Annotated in this window: 23 protein-coding genes and 1 pseudogene; 15 read left to right on the top strand and 9 right to left on the bottom strand. The window is 66.0% G+C overall.

The features are described 5' to 3' along the window. Positions 1–432, top strand: a complete 432-nt coding sequence (locus ABC969_RS13260; RefSeq protein WP_345865531.1) for a DUF4112 domain-containing protein — start codon at positions 1–3, stop codon at positions 430–432. Positions 433–441: 9 nt separating this feature from the next. On the opposite strand, the gene ABC969_RS13255 is transcribed toward ABC969_RS13260, so the two are convergent. Further along, a complete protein-coding gene (locus ABC969_RS13255; protein WP_345865529.1) occupies positions 442–1,155 on the bottom strand; it encodes a ribonuclease T2 family protein in 714 nt (237 codons plus the stop codon). Between the two features lie 43 nt (positions 1,156–1,198). Then, on the bottom strand, positions 1,199–2,044 hold the full coding sequence (gene nadC / locus ABC969_RS13250; protein WP_345865528.1) for a carboxylating nicotinate-nucleotide diphosphorylase: 846 nt from the start codon (positions 2,042–2,044) through the stop codon (positions 1,199–1,201). A gap of 277 nt (positions 2,045–2,321) precedes the next feature. Here nadC and ABC969_RS13245 point away from each other — a divergent pair, with 277 nt between their 5' ends. Together ABC969_RS13245 and ABC969_RS13240 are read left to right on the top strand one after the other, a co-directional pair. Further along, the gene (locus tag ABC969_RS13245; RefSeq protein WP_345865527.1) at positions 2,322–2,915 is read left to right on the top strand and encodes a DUF885 family protein; all 594 of its coding nucleotides are present in this window, start codon (positions 2,322–2,324) and stop codon (positions 2,913–2,915) included. After that, the gene (locus ABC969_RS13240) at positions 2,819–4,111 is read left to right on the top strand and encodes a DUF885 domain-containing protein (RefSeq protein ID WP_345865526.1); all 1,293 of its coding nucleotides are present in this window, start codon (positions 2,819–2,821) and stop codon (positions 4,109–4,111) included. The genes ABC969_RS13245 and ABC969_RS13240 overlap by 97 nt, the downstream gene beginning before the upstream one ends. Before the next feature lie 17 nt (positions 4,112–4,128). On the opposite strand, the gene ABC969_RS13235 is transcribed toward ABC969_RS13240, so the two are convergent. The 7 genes from ABC969_RS13235 to ABC969_RS13205 form a co-directional block, all read right to left on the bottom strand. Next, positions 4,129–4,968, bottom strand: coding sequence for a peptidoglycan-binding protein (locus ABC969_RS13235; protein ID WP_345865525.1), 840 nt, complete (start codon positions 4,966–4,968; stop codon positions 4,129–4,131). 115 nt (positions 4,969–5,083) lie between these two features. After that, positions 5,084–6,094, bottom strand: coding sequence for a quinolinate synthase NadA (gene nadA, locus ABC969_RS13230; RefSeq protein ID WP_345865524.1), 1,011 nt, complete (start codon positions 6,092–6,094; stop codon positions 5,084–5,086). A 29-nt stretch (positions 6,095–6,123) separates the two neighbouring features. Beyond that, positions 6,124–6,924 (bottom strand): hypothetical protein, encoded by an 801-nt coding sequence (locus ABC969_RS13225; protein ID WP_345865523.1) that lies wholly within the window; start codon positions 6,922–6,924, stop codon positions 6,124–6,126. A 68-nt stretch (positions 6,925–6,992) separates the two neighbouring features. Further along, complete coding sequence (locus tag ABC969_RS13220; protein WP_345865521.1) at positions 6,993–7,718, bottom strand: DUF4230 domain-containing protein; 726 nt, start codon at positions 7,716–7,718, stop codon at positions 6,993–6,995. Beyond that, positions 7,718–8,587 carry an MBL fold metallo-hydrolase gene (locus ABC969_RS13215; RefSeq protein WP_345865858.1) on the bottom strand — a complete coding sequence of 290 codons (870 nt, stop codon included), beginning with the start codon at positions 8,585–8,587 and terminating at the stop codon, positions 7,718–7,720. The genes ABC969_RS13220 and ABC969_RS13215 overlap by 1 nt, the downstream gene beginning before the upstream one ends. Before the next feature lie 92 nt (positions 8,588–8,679). Continuing rightward, positions 8,680–10,317 (bottom strand): M56 family metallopeptidase, encoded by a 1,638-nt coding sequence (locus tag ABC969_RS13210; protein ID WP_345865519.1) that lies wholly within the window; start codon positions 10,315–10,317, stop codon positions 8,680–8,682. Continuing rightward, the gene (locus tag ABC969_RS13205; RefSeq protein ID WP_345865517.1) at positions 10,314–10,679 is read right to left on the bottom strand and encodes a BlaI/MecI/CopY family transcriptional regulator; all 366 of its coding nucleotides are present in this window, start codon (positions 10,677–10,679) and stop codon (positions 10,314–10,316) included. The genes ABC969_RS13210 and ABC969_RS13205 overlap by 4 nt, the downstream gene beginning before the upstream one ends. Positions 10,680–10,831: 152 nt before the next feature. Here ABC969_RS13205 and ABC969_RS13200 point away from each other — a divergent pair, with 152 nt between their 5' ends. From ABC969_RS13200 to grxD, 12 genes and pseudogenes are all read left to right on the top strand, one after another. Beyond that, positions 10,832–11,746 (top strand): SMP-30/gluconolactonase/LRE family protein, encoded by a 915-nt coding sequence (locus ABC969_RS13200; RefSeq protein WP_345865515.1) that lies wholly within the window; start codon positions 10,832–10,834, stop codon positions 11,744–11,746. A gap of 89 nt (positions 11,747–11,835) precedes the next feature. After that, positions 11,836–12,540 carry a CoA transferase subunit A gene (locus ABC969_RS13195; RefSeq protein WP_345865513.1) on the top strand — a complete coding sequence of 235 codons (705 nt, stop codon included), beginning with the start codon at positions 11,836–11,838 and terminating at the stop codon, positions 12,538–12,540. Positions 12,541–12,611: 71 nt separating this feature from the next. After that, a pseudogene (locus ABC969_RS13190) lies at positions 12,612–12,770 on the top strand (acid phosphatase); the annotation flags it as partial. A gap of 1 nt (position 12,771) precedes the next feature. Further along, entirely contained in the window at positions 12,772–13,407 is a 636-nt protein-coding gene (locus tag ABC969_RS13185; RefSeq protein WP_345865512.1) for a CoA transferase subunit B, read from the top strand. A gap of 138 nt (positions 13,408–13,545) precedes the next feature. After that, entirely contained in the window at positions 13,546–14,232 is a 687-nt protein-coding gene (locus ABC969_RS13180) for a glutathione S-transferase family protein (protein WP_345865511.1), read from the top strand. Then, positions 14,232–15,179, top strand: a complete 948-nt coding sequence (locus tag ABC969_RS13175) for an NAD-dependent epimerase/dehydratase family protein (RefSeq protein ID WP_345865510.1) — start codon at positions 14,232–14,234, stop codon at positions 15,177–15,179. Before ABC969_RS13180 ends, ABC969_RS13175 begins: the two co-directional genes overlap by 1 nt. A gap of 98 nt (positions 15,180–15,277) precedes the next feature. Further along, positions 15,278–16,717 (top strand): 3-isopropylmalate dehydratase large subunit, encoded by a 1,440-nt coding sequence (gene leuC, locus ABC969_RS13170; protein WP_345865509.1) that lies wholly within the window; start codon positions 15,278–15,280, stop codon positions 16,715–16,717. 107 nt (positions 16,718–16,824) lie between these two features. Next, positions 16,825–17,454, top strand: coding sequence for a 3-isopropylmalate dehydratase small subunit (gene leuD / locus ABC969_RS13165; protein WP_345865508.1), 630 nt, complete (start codon positions 16,825–16,827; stop codon positions 17,452–17,454). After that, positions 17,417–18,418 carry an NADPH:quinone oxidoreductase family protein gene (locus tag ABC969_RS13160; RefSeq protein WP_345865507.1) on the top strand — a complete coding sequence of 334 codons (1,002 nt, stop codon included), beginning with the start codon at positions 17,417–17,419 and terminating at the stop codon, positions 18,416–18,418. Before leuD ends, ABC969_RS13160 begins: the two co-directional genes overlap by 38 nt. Before the next feature lie 132 nt (positions 18,419–18,550). Beyond that, complete coding sequence (locus ABC969_RS13155) at positions 18,551–18,874, top strand: DUF1476 domain-containing protein (RefSeq protein WP_345865506.1); 324 nt, start codon at positions 18,551–18,553, stop codon at positions 18,872–18,874. A 4-nt stretch (positions 18,875–18,878) separates the two neighbouring features. Continuing rightward, a complete protein-coding gene (locus ABC969_RS13150) occupies positions 18,879–19,112 on the top strand; it encodes a BolA/IbaG family iron-sulfur metabolism protein (RefSeq protein WP_345865505.1) in 234 nt (77 codons plus the stop codon). A gap of 14 nt (positions 19,113–19,126) precedes the next feature. Then, positions 19,127–19,468, top strand: a complete 342-nt coding sequence (gene grxD / locus ABC969_RS13145; RefSeq protein ID WP_345865504.1) for a Grx4 family monothiol glutaredoxin — start codon at positions 19,127–19,129, stop codon at positions 19,466–19,468. Positions 19,469–19,621: the final 153 nt, after the last annotated feature.

Here is a 19,621-nt window from a genome sequence, read left to right as displayed (position 1 = left end):
ATGGCCAACACAACCCGCATCAATTCCGACCCCGCCAGCAAGATCGCCGGCATGATTCCCTTTGGCACCGATGCCGCGTCGGTCCGTCAGCGTGTCGTGGCGCTGGAACATCTGCTGGAAGGCCTGTTCACCATTCCCGGCACCAACCGCAAGGTGGGGCTCGACGTGATTCTCAATCTGATCCCGATCGGCGGCGGCGCGATCGCCTCGGCGATGGGCGCCTATATGGTGTGGGAAGCACGCAATCTGGGCATGTCGAAAATGCAGATCAGCCGCATGTTCGGCAATGTCGGGGTCGATTTCATGCTCGGCTTGGTGCCGTTTATCGGCGCCGTGCCCGATTTCTTCTTCCGCTCCAACACGCGCAACCTGCGCATCATCAAGAAGCATCTCGACAAGCATCACCCGGCCACCGCGACGATCGAGAACTGAGCAAGCGCGCTAGCGCCGCCCGCGCCAGATCTTCAGCGCGGCGTTGCGGCTCAGCCCGCCCGAATTGGCGCGGCAGCGATCATAGCGATAGGCTTTGTCGAGACACAGCCACAACTCGTCGAGCCAGCCCTGTTTGGTCGCGGTGACACGGATCGAGCTCGCCGGCAGGCCGGGATTGGCCCGCGCCATCGCGGCGGCGAATTGCCCCGCGGTCAGCGGCTGGCGCGACAGGGCATCCATGTCGGGATAGCGCAATTTGGCGAACAGCCGCGTCGAGGCGCGGAAATAGGCCGCCGGCGTGGTGCGCATGCAGGTGCCGTGCTTGGCCCATTCATGCTGGATCAGTTGCGCCGACGGCGTCGAACAGATCGTGTCACGGATCACCTTGCGCGGCACGATCGGCGTCGCGGCGCAATATTGCGGCCACTGCGCCCCCACCCCGTCGGGCCACAGGCCGTGCAGCGTAAAACCGAAGCGATTGCCGCCGCCGCACTGGAACCGCGCCGAGCGCTCGCCGGCATTGCCGCGGCAATATTCCGGCGCCCAGGTGATCGCCAGCGTATAGCTGCCGATCGGCAACACGCGCCTGGGCTGACTCGCCGAGGGCAGATCCGGGCGCGGCGTGGGCAGATTGCGCGGGATGGCGCATTGATAGGCCTGCGCGTCCGCCTCGGACGCCGCGCCTGCCGCGATCAGCGCCGCCGCGATCCATGTCCGTTTCATCCCCAACGCCTCCCCTATGCCGTCACGCCCACCATCCTAACGATTACGCCGCAGCGAAATCCAGCCCGATATCGGCGGCCGGCGCCGACTGCGTCAGCCGCCCGACGCTGACATAGGTGACGCCCGTCTCGGCGATGGCGCGGATCGTATCGAGGCGGACACCACCCGAGGCTTCGGTCGGCACGCGCCCGCCGACCAGGGTAACCGCGCCGCGCAGCATCGGCGGCGCCATATTATCGAGCAACAGATGCGTCGCGCCCGCCGCCAGCGCCGGCTCGATCTGGTCGATCGAATCGACCTCGACGATGATCTGCGCGATTCCCGCCGCCTTGGCGCGCGCCACCGCTTCGCCCACGCCGCCGGCCACCGCGACGTGATTGTCCTTGATCATCGCCGCATCCCACAGCCCCATGCGGTGATTGGTCGCGCCGCCCATCTGCGTGGCATATTTCTCGAGCAAGCGGAGCCCTGGAATAGTCTTGCGCGTGTCGAGCAGGGTGGCGCCCGTGCCGAGGATCTTATCGACATAGCCGCGCGTCATTGTGGCGATGCCGGAAAGATGTTGCACAGTGTTGAGCGCCGAGCGTTCGGCGGTGAGCATGGCGCGCGCGCTGCCCTCCAGCCGCATCAGATCGTTGCCGGCGGCGACCCGCTGCCCGTCCTCGACCAGCAGGTCGATCCGCACGTCCGGATCGAGCGCGCGGAAGAAGGCTTCGGCGATGCCCAGCCCGGCGACGACGATCGCATCGCGGCTGTCCATCGCGCCGGTAAAGCGTGCGTCCGCCGGGATGACGGCGGCGGAGGTGATGTCGCCGATCGTGCCGAGATCCTCGGCCAGGGTGGCGGCGACGAAGGCATCGAGATCGAAGCCGGGGAGCGAAAAGGTCATGCGACGCCCCCGAAAGTCGCAAAAGTCGCACGCTCACGCGCGCGCGCGCGGAGCGCGGCGGTTCGGGCGGTGGGCGACGGGCGGGCGGCAGCAAAGGGGCGGTTCGGCATAAGTGGGCTGTTGCACAAATCCGGGTTTGTAGGACAGCGCGAATCGACGCGCGGTGGCCTGCTTATCTGTTCTTCCTCCCGGCTCAGATAGCGCAGGGCGGGCTAGCGATTTGATCTGCTGAAAACCCCGTCTAGGGTACCGCAAACCCTGATTGCGAGACAAACCGATGCGCCTGATCCCTGCCCTGCTGCTTGCCACCGTAGCGCTGCCCACCCTGCCCGTCTTCGCCACCGCGAAAACCGCCGCCGCGGCGCCGCGCGGCACCAACGAGCAGCGCTTCGCGGCGCTGTCGCAGCGTTATATCGACGGCATTGCCCGGTTCGCGCCGACCTATGGCACGGCGCTTGGCGATCATCGCTTCGACGATCGCATCGGCGATGTCTCCGCCGCCGGCCGCGCCGCGGCGGTGGCGCATGATCGCGCGCTGCTCGCCGAATTGGCGACGATCGACCGCAAACAGCTGGGCCGCGAGGCGCAGGTGGATGCCGCGTTGCTCGATAACGCGCTGCGCTATGAGCTGTGGCAGATCGAGGTGCTGAAGAACTGGCGCTGGGATATCCAGATCTACAACGATCAGGCCGGCGGCGCGCTGTACGGCCTGGCGGCACGCGATTTCGCGCCCTGGCCGCAGCGGCGAAGGCGGCAACCGCGCGGATGGAGCGCATGCCCGCCTTCCTCGCGCAGGCGCGCGCCGAGATCGTGCCGGCTTTGGTGCCGCAAATCTACGCCACCACCGTCGCCAAGCAGAATGGCGGTATGATCGAGATCGCCCAGGGCATGCTCGCGCCGCATCGCGGCGAACTGAGCGCCGCCGACGCGAAGCGCTTCGATGCCGCGCTCGTCACGCTAAAGGCTGCCGTCGCCGAGCATCAGCAATGGCTCGACACGGTGCTGGTGCCGCAGGCCAAGGGCGATTTCCGGCTCGGTGCCACGCTGTACGACCAGAAGATGAAATATGCGCTCGTCTCGGATCTGACGCGCCCGCAGATCAAGGCGCGCGCCACCACGGCGCTCACCGAGACGCGCGCGCAGATGTATACGCTGGCGCGCCAGGTGCTGGCCGGCAAGCCGGGCGCGCCCGCGCTGCCCGAACGGCCCAGCGCAGCACAGCAGCAGGCAGCGATCGAAGCCGCGCTGCAGCTCAGCTACGCGCAGCGCCCGGCGCGCGACGGGCTGATGGCCAAGGCCAGACAGACGCTGACGCAGGCGACCGATTTCGTCCGCGCGAAGAACCTCATTTCGATGCCCGATGCGCCGGTGAAGATCATCACCATGCCCAAATTCCAGCAGGGCGTGGCGGTGGCCTATTGCGACAGCCCCGGGCCGCTGGAGACCTCGCTGCCCACCTTCTACGCCATCTCGCCCATCCCCGACGAGTGGACCGACGCGCAGGCGACCTCGTTCCTCAACGAATATAACGATTACATGATCCAGGATCTGAGCATCCACGAAGCGATGCCGGGCCATTATCTGCAGATCGCGCATGGCAACCAGTACAAATCCGTGCTGCGCGCGGTGCTGTCCTCCGGCCCGTTCGTCGAAGGCTGGGCAGTGTATGCCGAGGGCATGATGATGGATGCCGATTACATGAACGGCGATCCGCTGTTCAAGCTGACCGTGCTGAAAATGCGGCTGCGCTCGATCACCAACTCGCTGCTCGATATCGGCATCCAGACCGAGGGGCTGAGCCGCGAGCAGGCGATGCAGATGATGATGCAGGGCGCGTTCCAGCAGGAGCGCGAGGCGGCGGGAAAATGGGTCCGCGCCAGCCTGGGCTCGACGCAGTTGCTGAGCTATTTCACCGGCTATGCCGAGCATGTCGCGATGCGCGACGAAGCGCGCACGCGGCAGGGCGCGGCGTTCGACCTCAAGGCCTATAACGACGCGGTGCTGGCGCATGGCTCGCCACCGGCGCGATTCGTGCGCCAGTTGATGTTCGGCCTGCCGATCGCGTGATGGCGCGGCGCCCGGGCTCAGCGCAGCCCGAGCGACCGGCGCAGATCCAGGGTGATCGTCGGCAGCGGCGGCAATTGCCGGGCGGCGCGATACGCCAGGATGGCCGCGCGCGTACGCGGGCCGACGATGCCGTCGGGCGCGCCGCTGTCGAAGCCCGCGGCGATCAGCGCGGCTTGCACCTGCCAAGCGGTGGCGTTTTCGGCGGGCGGCGCACCGATCACCAGCCGCCAGACGCGGGCGAACCAGCGCTGGCGATCCTCCAGCCCGATCTGGCCGCCGTTGATACAGCGTGTGACGCGCGCGATATCGTTGTGATCGGCGGCCTCGTTGCACTTCTTGTCCTGCCATTCACCCAGCGCTGGCTTCAGCGCATGAGCGGGCGCACGCACCAGATCCGGCTCCTGCTCGAAGGGCACGCCCCATCGTTCACCAAAGCGGCGATAGGCGCCGCGCCCCGTGGTCTGCAGCAGCCCGCGGCCGCGATAGGTCCAGCCGTCACGCGTCTCCGGCGGGCCATTGCCCATGCGGTTGCCGTAGACGAGGCTGAACAGCGCCACGCCGTGATCGATCCGGCATTGCCCGGCCATCGCCACGCAAGCGGCGCGATCGGCGAAATAGCGCCGCCAGTTGCCGCTGTCCCACATCCGGCCCAGCGCCTTGGCGCTATAACGCCCGCTTTCGATGCTGAGCGTGAGGCCTGCAGTTTCGTGCAGCACCTGCGCCATGAAATGCGCCACCCGCAGCGGCGTGCTGACGCCTGCCGCCGCCAGCAGCGCCTCCGGATCGGCGAACGCCGCGACATAAGCATCGTCGGCATCCGGCGCTGCTCGAAGCACGATATCGTGTGGCGTAACCATGATCTGCCCCCCGGCCTGGTGGTCCCAAGACGGATGTGAGGGCGATCATGATCAGAACAAGTGGAGAACGATGGGCCGCGGTCGATTGTTGGATCGGCTATCGTCCGCGCCGGGATCAGTCGCAGGTCACGCGCAGCGGCCCCAGATCCCCCATCCCGACGGTGCCACTGGCCATGGCCAGCATCGCATCGAGGCTCTTCTTGGCCTGCAGCCGCAAGCCTTCTTCGATCTCGATGCGGGGCTGCAGATCGCGCAGTGCGACGTACAGTTTCTCCAGCGTATTGAGCGCCATGTACGGGCAGATATTGCAGTTGCAATTGCCGTCGGCGCCGGGCGCGCCGATGAAATTCTTGAGCGGCGCGGCCTTCTGCATCTGGTGCATGATGTGCGGCTCGGTGGCCACGATCAGCGTGTCGCCCGCCATCGCATCGGCATACGCAAGAATGCCGCTGGTCGAGCCGACATAATCGGCATGATCGAGGATATAGGGTGGGCATTCGGGATGCGCGGCGACCGGCGCGCCGGGATGCTGCAGCTGCAGCTTGAGCAATTCCGTTTCGCTGAACGCCTCGTGGACGATGCACACGCCGGGCCATAGCAGCATCTCGCGCCCGGTCTTGCGCGCCAGATAGCCACCGAGATTCTTGTCCGGCCCGAAGATGATCGGCTGATCGAGCGGGATCTGGGCGAGGATCTTTTCTGCCGAGCTGCTGGTCACGATCACGTCGCTGAGCGCCTTCACCTCGGTCGAGCAATTGATATAGGTCAGCGCGATGTGATCGGGATGCGCCTCGCGGAACGCCTTGAACTGCGCGGGCGGGCAACTGTCCTCCAGCGAGCAACCGGCATTCATATCGGGCAGCACGACGATCTTGTCGGGGCTGAGGATCTTCGCCGTCTCGGCCATGAAGCGCACGCCGCAAAAGGCGATGACATCGGCATCGGTCGCCGCCGCCTTCTTGGACAGATCGAGGCTGTCGCCGACGAAATCGGCGAGATCCTGAATCTCGGGCTTCTGATAATAATGCGCGAGGATCACCGCGTTCTTCTCGGTGCGCAGCCGATCGATTTCGGCACGCAGGTCCAACCCCGTCAGCGTGCCGCCGATACCGTTTCGTGCGTCCATCATGCGTTCCTTGTCGCGACCGTTGCCGGTCACATGGACGCGTGCCGCCCGGTGATCAAGGGCGTGCCGGGAAACGGGGGATACACATCGGGCGCGACGCTGGCACCCGGCGAGCCCGCCGCGACGACGCGATAGATGGCCGTGCCGACAGGCGAATAGGTGATCGCTTGCGTCAACAGCGCGGAGCCGAGCACCAGGCTGGTGCCCCAGGCAAAGCCCGGATGAACCGATCCGCGCTGGCGCACATCGCGGAGGATCCCCAGGAGCGGAAAGATCAGTACGGCGAGGAACGTCGTCTCATAGGCATAAGGGATCAGCAACGGCATCGGCAGCAGCCGCCCGAAGGCCGGCTCCAGCAGCACCGCCATACCGCAATAATGCAGCCGCCGGTGCCACTCCGTCTGCCGCCGCTTGGCGATCGCCGCCGCCGTCAGCGCGGCAAAGGTAAATACGCTGAGCGGATTGAAGATGAGGAAATGCACCGGTGTGAAAAAGAACGGCGCGTTGCCGGCACGCACCATCCGCACCGTGACCACACACCCCATCACCACCATCGCAAGGGCCCAGCCGGCGGCGATCCAGCCGAGCCGGCGATGCAGCGCCATCGACTGCGTGGCGACGAAGACGTTCTGCAGCACGTAGATCGCCACCCAGCCCATGAACACCACCGCATGGACGTGCACGATCGGCGGTGCACCGAACGAAGATCGCCCCATGGCGAATTGCAGCGAGAAGCCGGCCAACACGACCGCGGCCATGGCGATGCTGGTGGTAAGAAAAAACCGCTCCGGCTGGATGCCGCGTGGTACCGGCGCGACTAACGTGGCCAATGTTCATCCCCCGATGACATTAATCATGCACCGGAACGATGTATCACAGCCGGAGCGGAGAATCCAGTTCAGTAGCGATTGGCGAGCACGTCTTGCGGCCTATTGCTGGTATCCCAGCGATCATTTGAGCCTTGCCGCTCGAACGGAAAGACGATTGCCACGCGGACATCACCGATGCCTGCCGCCTGCAGCGGCCCGCCGAGCAATCTGGCCAGCGCCCGCCTGGCATTTTCGCGCGCCGCGGCGATCCGTTCGGGCTTGCGCGCCTCGGTCTGCGCGGTGCGACGCGCGCCGATCGACACCTGCCGCGCCAGCGCCTCGGCGGCCGCGCGCGTCACGAACAGCCCGCGCGTTTCGCTGACGCTGGTCGCGCCTTCATTGACATTGGGTGCGGCGACCGTCACATCGGGCGTCATGATGGTCAGCACGCGCGCCTGTTCGTCCCAGCGATAATCGCGCCCGCCGAGCGCGGACACATCGACGAAATAATCGACGCTGAACGGTGCCTTCACCACCTTGTCCGACGCCAGCATGCCGAACCCGCGCACATCGGACGCGGTGCTCTGCACCGTGCCGGTCAGCGATCCGACCTTCAGCGCGCTCGCGCCCGTAAACGTCGCGCGCACCACGCGATCGACCGCGGCACCATCATCGCGACGCTCGACGACATATTTCTCGTTATATTTGTCATAGCCGATCTTGGCGATGACCAGCGCGACGAGGATCGCGATCACTGCCGCGACGATCGAGGCAATCGGGCGATTGGGTTGCGGCTGGGGTGCCAGTTCGGCCATCAGACGTTCGCCTCCGCCAGCGGCGACCAGATATCGCCCTCAGCCATTGCCAGCCCGCGCTGCGCCAGATCGATCAGATGCGCCAGCACCGATCGTTCCGCCGCCGGGAACAGCCGCGGATCGATGCCGACATACATGCGCTCGACCATCGCCGGGACTCCGCGCGGCTTCTCGCGCAGCAACCGCAGGATCTGCCCCTCGCGCTGCTTGCGATGCCCGATCATGCCACGCACCAGCCGCTTGGGATTGTCCACCGGATCGCCATGCCCGGGATAATAGATGCGGTCGTCGCGCGACTGCAGCTTCTCCAGGCTGCGGATATAATCCCCCATGTCGCCGTCGGGCGGGGAGACGATGCTGGTCGACCAGCCCATCACGTGATCACCGCTGAACAGCGCCCCCGTCTCGGGCAGCGCGAAGCAGAGATGGTTGGAGGTATGGCCCGGCGTTGCGATCGCGGTCAGCGTCCATCCGACGCCGCTGATGAACTCTCCATCCGCCAGTATGCGGTCGGGCGCATAATCGTGATCGAACGACGCATCGGCGCGCGGCGCGTTGTCGTCGAGCGCGAGCGGCGCGCAACCGATGATCGGCGCGCCCGTCGCGGCGTGCAGCGCGCGCGCGCCGGGGCTGTGATCGCGGTGCGTGTGCGTGATGACGATCGCGCGCAGCGGCCGGCCGGCAATCACCGCCAGCATTGCCTGCAGGTGGGCCGCATCCTCCGGGCCGGGGTCGATCACCGCGAGGTCGCTGGCACCAACCAGATAGGTCTGCGTGCCGGTATAGGTGTAGGGCGAGGCATTGCCCGCAAGCACCCGCACGACCAGCGGCTCAAGCGTTTCAGGCACGCCGGGAAGTTGCTCGCTCATACCGTCGAAATGGCGTGTTGGTCCGCGCGACGCAACCCATTCCGCCACCCCGCGTCCCTCGCCCGCCTGCGCGCGCGGGCCGGACACGAGGCTCATTCAGGCTTGGCGATCTCGCTTTCCACCTCGGCCATGCCCTTGGCAATCCCGTCCAGTGCGTGGCGCCGTGCCGTTGCCGTCATTTCGCGATTGGCCTCGATCCCGGCACGCGCGGCATGCAGCCCAACGAGCGCGGCGTTTAGCGCGTTGCGCTGGATCGCGCGCTCATCGAATGCCATCGCCCGCGCCTGTGCCGCCATCGCGCGGCCGTGCGCCGCCATCACCCGCCCCTGCGTCGCCATCGCCGTGGCATGCGCCACCGCCGCATCGATGCGGTCGCGGCAGATGGTCAGCCGGCGCTTGCCGTGCTTCACATCCTCGACCACCATGTTCTTGCCGCTGGCCGCGCCCGGGCAGGTCCCGCGGGATATTTCGGCGATGTCGGCGGGTTCGTCCCATTGGTCGGTGCGGACCGCGCCGTTCTTGTCGCGCACCACGACCTTGATCCGGGTCACGGTCTTACCATCGTCACCCGTCACGCGCGTGGTCGTGACGTCGCGGCGCTCACCGTGATGGACGGACGGCACGGCCGGCGCAGGGGGCGCGGGGGGCGCCGGTGGCTCGGGGAGTTCAGCCACTTCCGCCGCGCTGATCGGAGCGGGAATCGCAGGAGGCGCGGGAGGCACCGGAGCGGCCGGCGGGATGACGTCCAGCGCGGCGAGATCGACGCCGGTGGTCGCCTCGACCCGGTCCCGCACCGTTTCCGCCGCCAGCGTACCGGAGGCAGTGAGCCCCAGTCCGACGATGGTCAGCGCGGCGACAGCGACACCGCCGCCGATGAGACGCGAGCGGCTGGTCCGGTCCGTGGTCAGCATCCTCAATCTCCCTTTCAGATCATCGATCGTGTGCAGATGGCAGGCGGCGGAGACGGCACCGCCATGCGCTGATTTGACGATCGCGCAGGCATAGGAATGCCGCGCCACCGGGCCAAGCCCGGCGAGCACGCGCGCGTCGTTGGCGATTTCCTGATCGGCGCGAAACGCGCGGAAGGCGCGCCAGGCGATCGGATTGAACCAGTGCAAAGCGAGCACCGCGAGCGCCAGCCAATTGGCGATCAGATCGCCGCGATCGTGATGGCCAATCTCGTGCGCCAGCGCGAGATCGCGCTCCTCCTGATCGTAGCGCTCGACGAAATCGCGCGGGAAGGCGACATATTTGCGCAGGATGCCAAAGGCGAGCGGGCCGCTTGCCGCCTTGGTTTCGATCAGATGGATGCCACCCTCGATCTCGCTGCCGCGAATCTGGTGTCGCAACATGCGGCGGCAGAAGCGCATATGATGGGTCGTATGCCAGATCAGGAAGGCGGCCGCGCCGGCGGCCCACAGGCCGGTTACGATCAGTGCAAGCGGCAAGCTCCCGTCGATCGGGGCTGCCGCGGCGCTGCCACCCAGCGGCTGCACGACATACAATGTGATCGTCTCGCCTGCCGCGCTGATCGGGGCGACGGCGATCTCGCGCCAGGCCGCCGGCAGCGGCGGCAGCAACAGCCGCAATACCGGTAACGCCCACAGCGCATAGGCGACGTCCGGCCCGAAGGCCCGGCGCACCGGGCCGCGCAGCGCAAGCACCAGCGCCATCAGCATGGTGGAGGCGACCAGCGCCTCGACCAGCCAGCCGACGAAACCGGCGCTCACGCCTTGAGTCCTTTGAGCAGCGCCTCGATCTCGGCAATGTCGCTATCGGTCAGCTCATCGCGCTCGGCGAGATGCGCGACAAGCGGCGTGAGTTTGCCGCCGAACAGCCGATCCATCAGCTTGCGCGATTCGCCTGTGACATAATCGCCGCGTTCGACCAGCGGGCGATACAGATAGCGCCGCCCCTCTTCCTGATGCGCGATGATATTCTTGGCCAGCAGCCGGCCAAGCAGGGTCTTCACCGTATTGGCGCTCCAGTCGCGCTCCGGAATACGGTCGCCGACATCCTGCGCGGAGAGCGGGCTCTCATCCCACAGCACCTCCATCACGGCATGCTCTGCATCACTGATCCGCTCGGCCATTTCGAATCGCTCCCGTACTGACTACGGATGTAATCGCCTTGATTACGGCTGTAGTCAATAGCGTCTCCGCGCCGCCCGCGGCGACGGGGCGCAAGTTGCGGTTGAGCAACGACGCGAGCCGTATAACCTGCCCATAAAAACAGGAGAGGCCCGTGACTGAATTCACTACCATCGCCAGCGGTTTGCGCTTCCCGGAAGGCCCCGTCGTCCTGCCCGACGGCAGCATCATTCTGGTGGAAATCGAAGCCGGCCGTATTACCCGCGTGGCCCCCGACGGCGCGGTGGACATCGTCGCGCAGCCGGGCGGCGGACCCAACGGGCTGGCGATCGGGCCGGATGGCAAATTGTATTGCTGCAATAATGGCGGCTTCGCCTATCACGATCATGGCGGCTTGCTGGTGCCAGGGGGGCAACCGGACGATTATTCAGGCGGGCGGATCGAGCGGATCGATCTGGTCACCGGTGCGGTCGAAATCCTTTACCAGAGCGGCGATTTCGGCTGCAGCTTGCGCGGCCCCAACGACATCGTGTTCGACGCGCACGGCGGTTTCTGGTTCACCGATCACGGCAAGACGCGACCGCGCGAACGCGATGTTACCGGGATTTTCTACGCCAAGGCCGATGGCAGTTATCTTGAAGAAGTGATTTTCCCGAGCGAGAATCCCAACGGAATCGGCCTCTCGCCCGACGGCTGCACGTTGTATGCGGCGGAGACCTACACCTGCCGGCTGATGGCGTTCCGCATTACCGCGCCGGGCAAGATCGATGCCACTGCCGGGCTCGGCGGCGCGGGCATTCCGCTCTATCGGCCGGCGGGATACAAATTCTTCGATTCACTGGGTGTGGAAGCGGGCGGCAATATTTGTGTCGCGACGATCGGGGAGTGCGGGATTTCGGTGATCTCGCCCGCCGGCGAGCTGATCGACTTCGTCGCCACCGACGATCCCTTCACGACCAATATCTGCTGGGGCGGCGCCGATATGATGGACGCCTATATCACCCTTTCCGGCACTGGCCGGCTGGTGAAGACGCGCTGGCCGCGACCGGGGCTGGCGCTCGCTTACTGACGCCCGCGCGCGGCCGCGGCGGGACGTTGTCGTTGACCCAAACCCCGCCGCCCGCGTATTCGCTCGCCACCACCGCCGGAGGATGCGCCATGAAAAAGATCTTTCCCGATGCCGCTGCGGCGCTGGAGGGGGTGCTGTTCGATGGCATGACGATCTGCGCGGGCGGGTTCGGCCTCAGCGGGATTCCCGAGCGCCTGATCGATGCGATCCAGGCGGCGGGCACCAAGGATCTGACCATTGCCAGCAACAATGCCGGCATCGACGGCGAGGGCCTCGGCAAGCTGCTGCGCACGCGCCAGGTGAAGAAGATGATCTCGTCCTATGTCGGCGAGAACAAGGAATTCGAGCGGCAATATCTGAGCGGTGAACTGGAGGTGGAATTCTGCCCGCAAGGCACGCTGGCCGAGCGGTGCCGCGCGGGCGGCGCGGGGATCCCCGGCTTCTACACCAAGACCGGCGTCGGCACGCTTGTCGCCGAGGGCAAGGAAGTGAAGCAGTTCGACGGGGAAGACTATATCCTCGAACGCGGCATCCGCGCCGATCTGGCCATCATCAAGGGCTGGAAAGCCGATGAGAGCGGCAATCTGATCTTTCGCAAGACCGCGCGCAATTTCAATGCGCCGATGGCCACGGCGGGCAAGATCTGCGTGGCGGAGGTGGAGGAGATCGTGCCCGTCGGATCGCTCGATCCGGACTGCATTCATCTGCCCGGCGTGTACGTCAACCGGCTGATCCTCGGCAGCCCTTACGACAAGAAAATCGAATTCCGCACCGTGCGCGAGCGGCCCTTATGACCATGTTCGCGCGGCGATATTCCTGCGCAAGCATGGGCCGAGCGGACCAGGCGGCGCGCCTGGCCCCCGCCGCCCGCCGCGCCGCAACGCTCGCACCGGAGATCGCCATCAAATGGGGCGCCGGCTGGTTCGTCCTGCCCAACCCCGTTTATGGCAGCGGCCTCAAGGGCAGCTTCGACGACGTCTTCCCGACCGACAAACGCTGGGCGCCCGCCCTTCCGGAGAAATAACATGCCCTGGACCCGTGACGAAATGGCCGCGCGCGCCGCGCAGGAGCTGCAGGACGGCTTCTACGTCAATCTCGGGATCGGCATTCCCACGCTGGTCGCCAATCATATCCCGGACGGCGTGAGCGTTACGCTGCAATCGGAAAACGGCATGCTCGGCATCGGTCCGTTTCCCTATGAGGGGGAAGAAGACGCCGATCTGATCAATGCCGGCAAGCAGACGATCAGCGAATTGCCGCAAAGCGCCTATTTCGGTTCCGATCAAAGCTTCGCGATGATCCGCGGCGGGCATATCGATCTGACCGTGCTGGGCGCGATGGAGGTGAGCGAGAATGGCGACATCGCCAACTGGATGATCCCGGGCAAGATGATCAAGGGCATGGGCGGGGCGATGGATCTGGTCGCCGGGGTCAAGAAGATCATCGTCGTGATGGAGCACAATTCCAAAGCCGGCGACCCCAAATTCATTCCCGCATGCACGCTGCCGCTGACCGGCCGGAACGTGGTCGACATGGTGATCACCGATCTGTGCGTGTTCCAGCGCCCCGATCACGACAGCCCGTTCAAGCTGATCGAATGCGCGCCCGGGGTGACACCCGCGGATGTCGCGGCGAAAACCACCGGGCATTATGTAAACTGAGCCTCGCGCCACACCCGTCATCCCGGACTTGGTCCGGAATCCACCAAGCGGCTGGAGAAGCGACAAGCACTTTGCGCGCTGCATGCGCGGCGCAGTGGACCCCGGACCAAATCCGGAGTGACGATTAGGACAAAATGAATGACCCTCACCCTGATCACCGCCAACCGCAATTACTCGAGCTGGTCGCTGCGCCCCTGGGTATTGATGAAAGCGCTCGCCATCCCCTTTGACGAGCGCATCGAGCCGTTCACCACGCCCGACAATTACGATGCTTTCCGCGCTTTCTCCCCCACCGGCCAAGTGCCGGTGCTGATCGACGGCGAGCGCACGATCTGGGATTCGCTGGGCATCGTCCTGTACCTCGCCGAGCGCTTTCCGGGCGTTTGGCCCGCGGACGAGGCCGCGCGCGCCTGGGCGATGAGCGCCACCTGCGAGATGCATGGCGGGTTCGCCGCGCTGCGCAACGATTGCACGATGAACGTCGGCGTCCGCGTCCAGCCGCGCCCCGCCTCGCCGGCGCTGGAGCGCAACCTCGCCCGCCTGGCGGAACTGTGGGCCGAAGGGGTCGACCGCTTCGGCGGGCCATGGCTCGCCGGCCCCGACTTCACCGCCGTCGACGCCTTCTACGCGCCGGTTGCCTTCCGCATCCGCACCTATGGCCTCGATGTCGGCGCTGCCGGGCAGGCGTGGGTCGAGCGCATGCTTGATCACCCGGCGATGCGCGACTGGCAAGCGACCGCGCTCACCGAAACGTGGCGCGAAGATGCCCACGAAGCCGAGCTCGCCGCCGCCGGCACGATCACGGCGGATTACCGCGCCGGCTGATGCGCGTCCTGCTCACCGGATCGAGTGGCTGGCTCGGCCGGTTTCTCGCGCCGCGATTGCGCGGGGCCGGCCATATGGTGACCGGGCTGGATATCGCCCCCGGCGCGGACACCGATGTGATCGGCAGCGTCGCTGACCGCGCGCTGATCGACCGCGTGTTTGGCGCGCACGGCATCGAGGCGGTGATCCACGCGGGGGCGCTGCACAAGCCCGATATCGTGCGGTATCCGCGGCAGACGTTCATCGACGTCAACACCAGCGGCACGCTGGGCCTGCTGGAGGCGGCGGTGGCGGCGAAGGCCAGCCGCTTCGTCTTCACCTCGACCACCTCGCTGATGATCTCGCAGTCGATCCGCGCGGGGGCCAGCGACGAAGCGGCCTGGATCGATGAGACGCTGGCGCCACTCGAACCGCGCAACATTTACGGCGTGACCAAGCTGGCGGCGGAGCAAATATGCCGGCTGATCCATGCTGAACACGGCCTGCCGGTGGTCATCCTGCGCACGTCGCGTTTCTTCCCCGAGGACGACGACACGCACGCCCAGCCATCGGGCGAGAACATGAAGGCCAATGAACTGCTGCACCGCCGGCTGACGGTGCACGATGCAGCTGCCGCGCATCTCGTCGCGCTGGAGCGCGCCCCCGCGCTCGGCTTCGGCACCTTCATCGTCTCCGCCGCGACGCCGTTTGCACGCGACGAGACGGCCGAGCTCAAGCGCGATGCGCCCGCGGTGATCGCCCGCCACTTCCCCGATGCGGCGGCGCTCTACGCCACAGCCGGCTGGACGCTGCCCGCCAGCATCGACCGGGTCTATGATGCCGCGCTGGCCGAGCACGTACTGGGTTTCCGCTGCACCACCGGCTTTGGCGACGTGCTCGCCGCGCTGCGCGATGGCCGCCCGCTGCCGGCGGCGCACGATCCAACCTACGTCTCGCCGAAGGAATAACGCCCACCCCAGGGAGACCCCGGCCTGCGCTGGGGCGACGGCAACGGCGATACGCCACCCTTGCCCCGCTCCGCAAACAGCGTAAATGCGCAACTATCATGGCCCATAACCCCCAAACCCTGTACGAAAAGATCTGGGCGAACCACGTCGTCGAGCGGCGCGATGATGGCACGTGCCTGATCTATATCGATCGTCACCTCGTCCACGAAGTGACCAGCCCGCAGGCGTTCGAAGGGCTGCGCGTCGCCAACCGCCGGGTGCGTCGCCCAGATTTGACGCTTGCCGTGCCCGATCACAATCTGCCCACCAGCGCGCGCGTCGATGCGCAGGGCCGCGAGCTGCCGATCGCCGACAAGGAAAGCGCTGCGCAGCTCGATGCGCTGCGCCGCAACACCGCCGAGTTCGGCATCGACTATATCGATGCCACCGCCGCAGCGCAGGGCATTGTCCATGTCGTCGGCCCCGAACAGGGCTTCACATTGCCCGGTACCACGCTCGTCTGCGGCGACAGCCATACGTCGGCGCACGGCGCGCTGGGCGCGCTGGCGTTCGGCATCGGCACCAGCGAGGTCGAGCATGTGCTTGCCACGCAGACGCTGCTGCTCACCCCGGCCAAGACGATGGAGATCCGCGTCGATGGCACGCTCGGCTTCGGCGTGTCGGCCAAGGACGTGATCCTCAGCATCATCGGCAAGATCGGCGCGGCGGGCGGCACGGGCCACGTCATCGAATTCACCGGCGAGGTGATCCGCAACCTCTCGATCGAGGGCCGGCTGACCATCGCCAACATGTCGATCGAGGCGGGCGCGCGCGCCGGGCTGATCGCGCCCGATGACAAGACCTTCGCCTACTTGAAGGACCGCCCCATGGCCCCCAAGGGGGTGGATTGGGATGCGGCGGTAGCGTATTGGCGCACGCTGCCGAGCGATGCCGGTGCAGCGTACGACCGCGTCGTCACGCTCGACGCCAGCCAGATCGCGCCCGCGCTGACCTGGGGCACCAGCCCCGAAGACGTCGTGCCGATCACCGGGCATGTCCCAGATCCGCAAAGCTTCGCCGATCCCGCCAAGCGCGTCGCGGCGCAAAAGTCGCTCGATTACATGGGGCTGACTCCCGGCACCGCGATGCAGGATATCGGCGTCGATTATGTGTTCATCGGCAGTTGCACCAACAGCCGGATCGAGGATATGCGCGCCGCCGCCGCCGTCGCCCAGGGACGCTCGGTGGCGGAAGGCGTGCGCGCCCTGGTCGTCCCCGGCTCGGGGCTGGTCAAGCGCCAGGCCGAGGCCGAGGGCCTCGATCGCATCTTCACCGCCGCCGGATTTGAATGGCGCGAGCCCGGCTGCTCGATGTGCCTGGCGATGAACCCCGATAAAGTACCGCCCGGTCTCCGCTGCGCTTCCACATCCAACCGCAATTTCGTAGGTCGGCAGGGGCCAGGTGCGCGGACGCATCTGGTATCGCCCGCCATGGCCGCCGCCGCCGCGGTGACCGGGCGGTTGATCGACGTTCGCGATCTGATGGGAAATGCCGCATGAAACGTGTTTTGGTTGTTCTGATCGCCGGCACCGTGATCAGTGGCGTCGCCGCTTATGCTGCGACCGCTTATGCGCCGGCACCGACAGTAGCCGCGACGCGCTAGATCATGCAGCCGGTCAAACAGGTTTCCGGGCGCGCCTATCCGTGGGGCGCGAAGAATATCGATACCGATGTGATCATCCCGGCACATTGGCTGAAGACGATCACGCGCACCGGGCTGGGCAAAGGCGCGTTCGAGACGGTACGCGCCGATCCCGGCAACATCTTCGATGATCCGCGCTACGCTGGTGCCCCCGTGCTGATCGCGGGCGACAATTTCGGTTGCGGATCGAGCCGCGAACATGCCGCCTGGGCGCTCGCCGATATGGGCATCACCGCGGTGATCGCACCGAGCTTTTCCGACATCTTCTCGGGCAATGCATTCAAGAACGGCATCATCCCCGTGGTGCTGCCGCAGGACGCGGTCGACCGGCTGGTGGAGGTCGCCAAGACGGACACCGTGACCGTCGATCTCGAGACGATGACCGTCACCACCCCGTTCCAGGACCGCTTCCCGTTCGAACTCGACGCCTTTCGCCGCCAATGCCTGATGGAAGGGCTGGACGAGATCGGCCTGACGCTGGCAAGAGATACCCAGATTTCGAAATACGAAGCCGGGGTAAACGAGCACCGGCCGTGGATGAGCGGAGAACGGGCACATGCGAGCACTTTTGTCGACGGCGCCGGGCGGACCTGAAACTCTAGTTCTGGATGAGCTGCCCGATCCGGTGGCCGGGCCGGGCCAGGTGCTGGTCACCGTGAAGGCCTGCTCGATCAATTATCCCGATGTGCTGATCATCGAGGACAAATATCAGTTCAAGCCGCAGCGCCCGTTTGCGCCCGGCGGCGAGATTGCCGGCGTGGTCGCGGCGCTTGGCGAAGGCGTAACGCAGTGGCAGATCGGTGATCGCGTGATCGGCATGGTCGGCCATGGCGGGCTGGTCGAGAAAGTGGTCGTCCAGGCCGACAAGCTTTATGCGCTGCCCGAAGGCCGCAGCTTTGCCGAGGGCGCGGCGCTGATCCTCACCTATGGCACGACGATCCACGCGCTGCTCGATCGCGGGCATCTGAAAGAGGGCCAGACGCTGCTCGTGCTGGGCGCCGCCGGCGGCGTCGGGCTGGCGGCGATCGAGCTCGGCAAGGCATTCGGCGCGCGCGTCGTCGCCGCGGTGTCCTCGGACGAGAAAGCAGCGGTCGCGAAGGACGCCGGTGCCGACGAGACGATCGTCTATGCCCGCGCGCCGTTTGACCGCGATCAATCCAAGGCGCTGGCCGAGCAATTCAAGGCCGCCTGCGGCAAGACCGGTTATAACGTGATCTACGATCCGGTCGGCGGCGATTATGCCGAGCCGGCGTTGCGCTCGATCGGCTGGGAAGGCCGCTATCTCGTCGTTGGCTTCCCCGCCGGCATTCCCAAATTGCCGCTCAACCTGACCCTGCTCAAGAGCTGCGATGTCTGCGGCGTGTTCTGGGGCGCCTTCGCCGCGCGTGATCCGCATGCCAACGCCGCGCATATCGACACGCTGTTCCGCCTGTGGGCCGAGGGCAAGATCGCGCCGCGCGTGACGGAGACCTTTGCGTTCGAGGATGGCGGCAAGGCCATCGCCAAGATGGCGGCACGCGCGGCGATTGGGAAATTGGTTGTGACGGTCGCCGACTGAGCGAACTGTCGCTTCGCATCTGGTCCGAGGTAGCGGACTGGGGGTGGCACATGCCCGCGGCCTTTAGGTTGCGCCTCCGGCCGCCCCGCCCTATCTCCAGCAGCAGAGCTTGAGACCCAGGGGACGCACCACATGACCACGTTCGATGATCGCGAGCGCGCGTTCGAAACCAAATATGCCCGTGATGAGGAAATGCATTTCCGAGTCACGGCGCGGCGCAATCGTTTGCTTGGGCAATGGGCCGCGGAGCAGATGAAGCTCACCGCGGAAGAAACCGACGCCTATGCCAAGGCGGTCGTGCAGGCCGATTTCGAGGAAGCCGGCGACGAGGATGTGATACGCAAGCTGATCAGCGATCTGACCGCCGCCGGGGTCGAGATTGACGAAGGCGCGGTGCGCCTGGCGATCGACGAAAAGACCGTCGATGCGCGTCGCCAGCTCATGCAGTCGGAATAGCATCATGACGATGGCGGCAGCAGAAATCGAAGCGTTGATCGTCGGCGGCATCCCCGATGCGCAGGTGGTGATCACCGATCTCGCCGGCGACGGCGATCATTATGCCGCGCGCGTGACGGCAGAGAGCTTCCGCGGCACCTCACGCATCAAGCAACACCAGGCGGTCTATGCCGCGCTGGGCGGCCGGATGGGTGGCGTGCTCCATGCGCTGCAGCTCACCACCGCCCTCCCTGAATAGTTGGAGTTTCCCACATGACCCCCGTACCGAACGATGACGCTCAAGCCCGTATCGCCGCCCTGGTCGCGCAGAGCGATGTCCTGCTGTTCATGAAGGGCAGCCCGCTGTTCCCGCAGTGCGGCTTCAGCAGCCGCGCGATCGCGATCCTCGATCATCTGAACGCCAAATATGACAGCGTGGACGTATTGCAGGATCAGGGCGTGCGCCAGGGCATCAAGGAATTCTCCGACTGGCCGACCATCCCGCAGCTCTATGTGAAGGGCGAATTCGTCGGCGGATCGGACATCATGATGGAAATGTACGAGAGCGGCGAGCTTGCGCAGCTGTTCAAGGATCAGGGTATCAGCGCGGCGTAAGGCCGGCTGCGCTCCTGACCCCATCGTCATCCCAGCGAAAGCTGGGATCTCGTGCACCCGGCGCGGGACACGAGTCACTTGAGACTCCCCCGGCGTGACGTAAACTGCATGCTTGCAAGGCATGCCTGAGTTCGGTGCGCGTTGGTATTGGTA

This window comes from Sphingomonas qilianensis (assembly GCF_039614825.1).
Lineage (GTDB): Bacteria > Pseudomonadota > Alphaproteobacteria > Sphingomonadales > Sphingomonadaceae > Sphingomonas > Sphingomonas qilianensis.
This window is presented reverse-complemented; position numbering and strand designations above follow the sequence as displayed.

Bases quoted from the DNA above. Each gene is read 5' to 3' on its own strand.
- ABC969_RS13260 (WP_345865531.1), top strand. From the start codon at position 1: ATGGCCAACACAACCCGCATCAATTCCGACCCCGCCAGCAAGATCGCC.
- ABC969_RS13255 (WP_345865529.1), bottom strand. From the start codon at position 1,155: ATGAAACGGACATGGATCGCGGCGGCGCTGATCGCGGCAGGCGCGGCG.
- nadC (WP_345865528.1), bottom strand. From the start codon at position 2,044: ATGACCTTTTCGCTCCCCGGCTTCGATCTCGATGCCTTCGTCGCCGCC.
- ABC969_RS13245 (WP_345865527.1), top strand. From the start codon at position 2,322: ATGCGCCTGATCCCTGCCCTGCTGCTTGCCACCGTAGCGCTGCCCACC.
- ABC969_RS13240 (WP_345865526.1), top strand. From the start codon at position 2,819: ATGCCCGCCTTCCTCGCGCAGGCGCGCGCCGAGATCGTGCCGGCTTTG.
- ABC969_RS13235 (WP_345865525.1), bottom strand. From the start codon at position 4,968: ATGGTTACGCCACACGATATCGTGCTTCGAGCAGCGCCGGATGCCGAC.
- nadA (WP_345865524.1), bottom strand. From the start codon at position 6,094: ATGGACGCACGAAACGGTATCGGCGGCACGCTGACGGGGTTGGACCTG.
- ABC969_RS13220 (WP_345865521.1), bottom strand. From the start codon at position 7,718: ATGGCCGAACTGGCACCCCAGCCGCAACCCAATCGCCCGATTGCCTCG.
- ABC969_RS13215 (WP_345865858.1), bottom strand. From the start codon at position 8,587: ATGAGCGAGCAACTTCCCGGCGTGCCTGAAACGCTTGAGCCGCTGGTC.
- ABC969_RS13205 (WP_345865517.1), bottom strand. From the start codon at position 10,679: ATGGCCGAGCGGATCAGTGATGCAGAGCATGCCGTGATGGAGGTGCTG.
- ABC969_RS13195 (WP_345865513.1), top strand. From the start codon at position 11,836: ATGAAAAAGATCTTTCCCGATGCCGCTGCGGCGCTGGAGGGGGTGCTG.
- ABC969_RS13185 (WP_345865512.1), top strand. From the start codon at position 12,772: ATGCCCTGGACCCGTGACGAAATGGCCGCGCGCGCCGCGCAGGAGCTG.
- ABC969_RS13180 (WP_345865511.1), top strand. From the start codon at position 13,546: ATGACCCTCACCCTGATCACCGCCAACCGCAATTACTCGAGCTGGTCG.
- ABC969_RS13175 (WP_345865510.1), top strand. From the start codon at position 14,232: ATGCGCGTCCTGCTCACCGGATCGAGTGGCTGGCTCGGCCGGTTTCTC.
- leuC (WP_345865509.1), top strand. From the start codon at position 15,278: ATGGCCCATAACCCCCAAACCCTGTACGAAAAGATCTGGGCGAACCAC.
- leuD (WP_345865508.1), top strand. From the start codon at position 16,825: ATGCAGCCGGTCAAACAGGTTTCCGGGCGCGCCTATCCGTGGGGCGCG.
- ABC969_RS13160 (WP_345865507.1), top strand. From the start codon at position 17,417: ATGCGAGCACTTTTGTCGACGGCGCCGGGCGGACCTGAAACTCTAGTT.
- ABC969_RS13155 (WP_345865506.1), top strand. From the start codon at position 18,551: ATGACCACGTTCGATGATCGCGAGCGCGCGTTCGAAACCAAATATGCC.
- ABC969_RS13150 (WP_345865505.1), top strand. From the start codon at position 18,879: ATGACGATGGCGGCAGCAGAAATCGAAGCGTTGATCGTCGGCGGCATC.
- grxD (WP_345865504.1), top strand. From the start codon at position 19,127: ATGACCCCCGTACCGAACGATGACGCTCAAGCCCGTATCGCCGCCCTG.